The organism is Pseudomonas sp. PS01270, assembly GCF_029959775.1.
In the GTDB taxonomy this organism is placed as follows: Bacteria; Pseudomonadota; Gammaproteobacteria; order Pseudomonadales; family Pseudomonadaceae; genus Aquipseudomonas; species Aquipseudomonas atacamensis.
In genome coordinates, this window is sequence record NZ_JASCPT010000227.1 from 1 (window position 1) to 3874 (window position 3874).

Consider the following 3874-nt stretch of genomic DNA (forward strand, 5'->3'; position numbering starts at 1 on the left):
GAGCCTGCTCGCGAATGCGCCGTGTCAGACAGATGTATTCAGCTGACTCAGCGCTTTCGCGAGCAGGCTCGCTCCCACAGGGGCTTTGCGCTGTGTCAGATAATGAAAGGATTACTCGGTACTGCCCAGCCCTTGCCAGTGCTTGAGGCCGATGAAGATGAAGCGCAGTTGCTGGGTGATCTTCGCCTGCGGGGTCAGATGCTCCGGCAAGGCCTCGGCGGGCGGGTCGATGATGTCGGGGAGGGTGGCGAACACCGATTTGACGATCAGGTCGGCCATCACGCTGAGGCCGGCCAGATCCAGATGTTGCAGCTTGGGCATCAGCGCCAGGTCCGCCGCGAGGTCGGCGCTGATGTTCTCCCGCAGGCGTCCGATTGCCTGACGTACCGGCAGCGAGCCGCCGTATTGTTCGCGGGCGAGAAACAGGAATTGCGAGCGGTTGGCGTTGACCACATCAAGGAAGATGCGCACCGAAGCGTCGATGATGCCGCCCATGACGAATTCATTGTGGCGCACCAGGCGGATGGTCTCGCGGAAGGTCTGGCCGACTTCACTGACCAGTACCAGACCCAACTCGTCCATATCGGCAAAGTGCCGGTAGAAACCGGTGGGCACGATGCCGGCGGTCTTGCTCACTTCGCGCAGGCTCAGGCTGCCGAATCCTCGGCCGCTTTCCATCAGGTGGCGGGCAGCGTCCATCAGGGCGTTGCGGGTCTGTTGTTTCTGTTCGGCGCGGGGCAGCATCGCAGGGTGTGTTCTTCGGCAGGACAAGCGCCGCACTCTAGCAAATCGGCTTTGTCGGCGTCGAACGGGGAGTCATGCAGCGAGGGATCACAGAAGCTGAAAAGTCAAAAGCCCAATCCGCTGATTGGGCTTTTTCGCTGGGCCGTCATAGGCTCAGCTCACGGCGCTGTTGCGTTCGATCACACGGTCACCACCACCTTCGGCGAGGGCTTGACCTTGTGGAGTCTTGTCGTAGCCGTCTTCCACCAAGCCTTTTTCTTCGAGACGATTGCGGCCGTTTTCGGCTACAGCCTGGCCTTGTGGCGTCTTGTCATAGCCATCTTCAACCAGACCTTTTTCTTGGAGGCGGTTGCGACCGTTTTCAGCCAGAGTCTGACCTTGTGGGGTTTTGTCATAGCCGTCTTCAGCCAGAGTCTGACCTTGTGGGGTTTTGTCGTAGCCGTCTTCAGCGAGAGTCTGGCTGAACACCGAGTGGCTGTCTTTGACTTGCGGAGTGGCCTGATCGGCAGCGGGCAGGGCAAAAGCAGTGCTGGCTAGCATCGACAGGGTAAGGCTGAGCAGTAATTGGCGTTTCATGATAGTGGCTCCTTGGGAGGGCAATAAAGTGGGTACGAGGGCAATGCTACTCTCGATAAGTCGATATAAAAGTTCATAAACGCAATGGTAATAATCAACAGAATTGATTGTTCGGCGCGAAGGCTCTAGATCGGGCCTTTGCGGGCGACGGTTTTGCACCGTCGTGGGTATTTTCGACTCACTCGCGCCTCGCAAAAGTGCGGGTCGCGGTAACACTGCTCGACCGATCGGTCAGTTTTGCCGGCCTTTTTATGGCTTAAACTGCCTTTCAATTAAACCTGCGGGCCTTTCGCCAGTCACAGACTGCATAGGGGCCGCTTCGGTCTGCCGTTTCAGCTGTGCGTCGGGATGTCCGGCGTGCGGTCGTGATCAGGAGCTTTGTGCATGACGCGCACTGGAAAAATCTTCAGCTGGACCTTCGCCATCCTCGCGCTGCTGCTGGCAGCCTTGATTCTGATCATCGTGTTTTTCGACTGGAACCGGATCAAACCCACGATCAACGAGAAAGTTTCGGAAGAACTGCACCGGGCGTTTGCCATCAATGGCAACCTCGCTGTGATCTGGCAGCGCGAGCCGGAAGAAGGCGGCTGGCGCTCTTGGGTGCCGTGGCCGCACGTGGTCGCCGAGGATCTGAGTCTGGGCAACCCGGACTGGTCGAAACAGCCGCAGATGGTCACGCTCAAACGCGTTGAACTGCGCATTTCGCCGCTGGCCCTGCTGGCCCAGCGCGTGGTGATTCCGCGCATCGACCTGACCGAGCCGAATGCCGAACTGCAACGTCTGGCCGATGGCCGCGCGAACTGGACCTTCAAATTCGATCCCAAGGACCCGAACGCCGAGCCGTCGAGCTGGGTGGTCGATATCGGCGCGATCGGTTTCGACAAGGGCCACGTGACCCTCGACGACCAGACCCTGAAGACCAACCTCGATGTGTTGATCGACCCGCTCGGCAAGCCGATTCCATTCAGCGAGATTGTCGGCGACAAAGCGGCGAAAACCGCTCAGGACAAGGGCGGCGCACCGCAGGACTATGCCTTTGCACTCAAGGTCAAAGGCCAATACCACGCGCAGAACCTCACCGGGCAGGGCAAGATCGGCGGGCTGCTGGCCTTGCAGGACGCGAGCAAGCCGTTCCCGTTGCAGGCCCAGGCGAAGATCGGCGACACCCGTATCGAACTGGCCGGCACCCTGACTGACCCGCTGAATCTCGGCGCCCTCGACCTGCGCTTGAAGCTCGCTGGCGACAGCCTCGGCAATCTTTACCCGCTGACCGGCGTGACCCTGCCGGACACCCCACCGTATTCCACCGACGGCCACTTGATCGCCAAGCTGCATGACGAGGCCGGGGCGAAATTCACTTATGAAAAATTCAACGGCAAGATCGGCGACAGCGATATTCACGGCGACTTGACCTACGTGGCCAGCCAGCCACGGCCGAAACTCACGGGTGCGTTGCTCTCCAATCAGCTGCTGTTCGCCGACCTTGCACCGTTGATCGGGGCTGATTCCAACACCGAGCAAAAGGCCCGTGGCGGCGCGAGCAAGCAGCCGGCAGATAAGATCCTGCCGGTCGAAGAATTCAAAACCGATCGCTGGCGCGCCATGGACGCCGATGTCGAGTTCACCGGCAAGCGTATCGTCCACAGCGAGAAGCTGCCGTTCAACGACCTCTATACCCATCTGAAACTCAACGACGGCGAACTCAGCCTGGAACCGCTGCGCTTTGGCGTCGCCGGCGGCACCCTGGATGCGCTGATCCGCCTCAATGGTCGCACCGAGCCGCTGGAAGGCCGGGCGCGTTTGACCGCACGCAAATTCAAACTCAAAGAGCTGTTCCCGACCTTCGAGCCGATGAAAACCAGTTTCGGTGAGCTCAATGGCGACGCCGACATCAGTGGCCGGGGCAACTCCGTGGCCAAGCTGCTCGGCGGCGCCAACGGCAATCTGAAGATGCTGATCAACGACGGTGCGATCAGCCGTGAGCTGATGGAACTGGCCGGGCTCAACGTCGGCAACTACGTGGTCGGCAAGATCTTTGGCGACAAGGAAGTGAAGATCAATTGCGCGGCCGCGGACTTCGACATCAAGACCGGCCTGGCCACGACACGGCTGTTTGTCTTCGATACCGAGAACGCGATCATTTACATCGATGGCACAGCGAACATGGCTACCGAGCAACTCGATCTGACCGTGACCCCGGAGTCGAAAGGCTGGCGTCTGATCTCGCTGCGCTCGCCGCTATATGTGCGCGGCAAGTTCATCAAACCGGATGCCGGCGTCAAAGCCGTACCGTTGATGCTGCGCGGGGCGGGGATGGTTGCGCTGGGCGTGATAGCCGCACCGGCGGCGGGATTGCTGGCGCTGGTGGCGCCGAGCGGTGGCGAACCGAATCAGTGCGCGCCGTTGCTGGAGCAGATGAAGCAGGGCAAGGCGCCGGTGACCGTTAAACCCAGCAAGTAATGCGGCGTCTCTGAAGGCGCCTTCGCGAGCAGGCTCGCTCCCACATTCGAACGCATTTCTTCAATTGAAATACGTTCCAGTGTGGGAGCGAGCC

General features: G+C 60.0%; 3 protein-coding genes. 1 reads left to right on the plus strand and 2 read right to left on the minus strand.

Translation table 11 applies throughout. The annotated features are described in order from the left end of the window. Positions 1 to 111: 111 nt before the first annotated feature. Together QMX86_RS27585 and QMX86_RS27590 are read right to left on the minus strand one after the other, a co-directional pair. Positions 112 to 744 carry a TetR family transcriptional regulator gene (locus QMX86_RS27585; protein ID WP_016771906.1) on the minus strand — a complete coding sequence of 211 codons (633 nt, stop codon included), beginning with the start codon at positions 742 to 744 and terminating at the stop codon, positions 112 to 114. Positions 745 to 897: 153 nt separating this feature from the next. Then, positions 898 to 1320 (minus strand): hypothetical protein, encoded by a 423-nt coding sequence (locus QMX86_RS27590; protein ID WP_016771905.1) that lies wholly within the window; start codon positions 1318 to 1320, stop codon positions 898 to 900. A gap of 384 nt (positions 1321 to 1704) precedes the next feature. Between QMX86_RS27590 and QMX86_RS27595 the strand changes: the two genes are divergently transcribed. Continuing rightward, positions 1705 to 3780 (plus strand): AsmA family protein, encoded by a 2076-nt coding sequence (locus QMX86_RS27595; RefSeq protein WP_282387683.1) that lies wholly within the window; start codon positions 1705 to 1707, stop codon positions 3778 to 3780. The last annotated feature ends 94 nt before the right edge of the window (positions 3781 to 3874 follow it).

What these genes read in the sequence shown, in the direction of transcription:
- QMX86_RS27585 (WP_016771906.1), bottom strand. Translation starts at nt 744, where the DNA reads ATGCTGCCCCGCGCCGAACAGAAACAACAGACCCGCAACGCCCTGATG.
- QMX86_RS27595 (WP_282387683.1), top strand. Translation starts at nt 1,705, where the DNA reads ATGACGCGCACTGGAAAAATCTTCAGCTGGACCTTCGCCATCCTCGCG.
- QMX86_RS27590 (WP_016771905.1), bottom strand. Translation starts at nt 1,320, where the DNA reads ATGAAACGCCAATTACTGCTCAGCCTTACCCTGTCGATGCTAGCCAGC.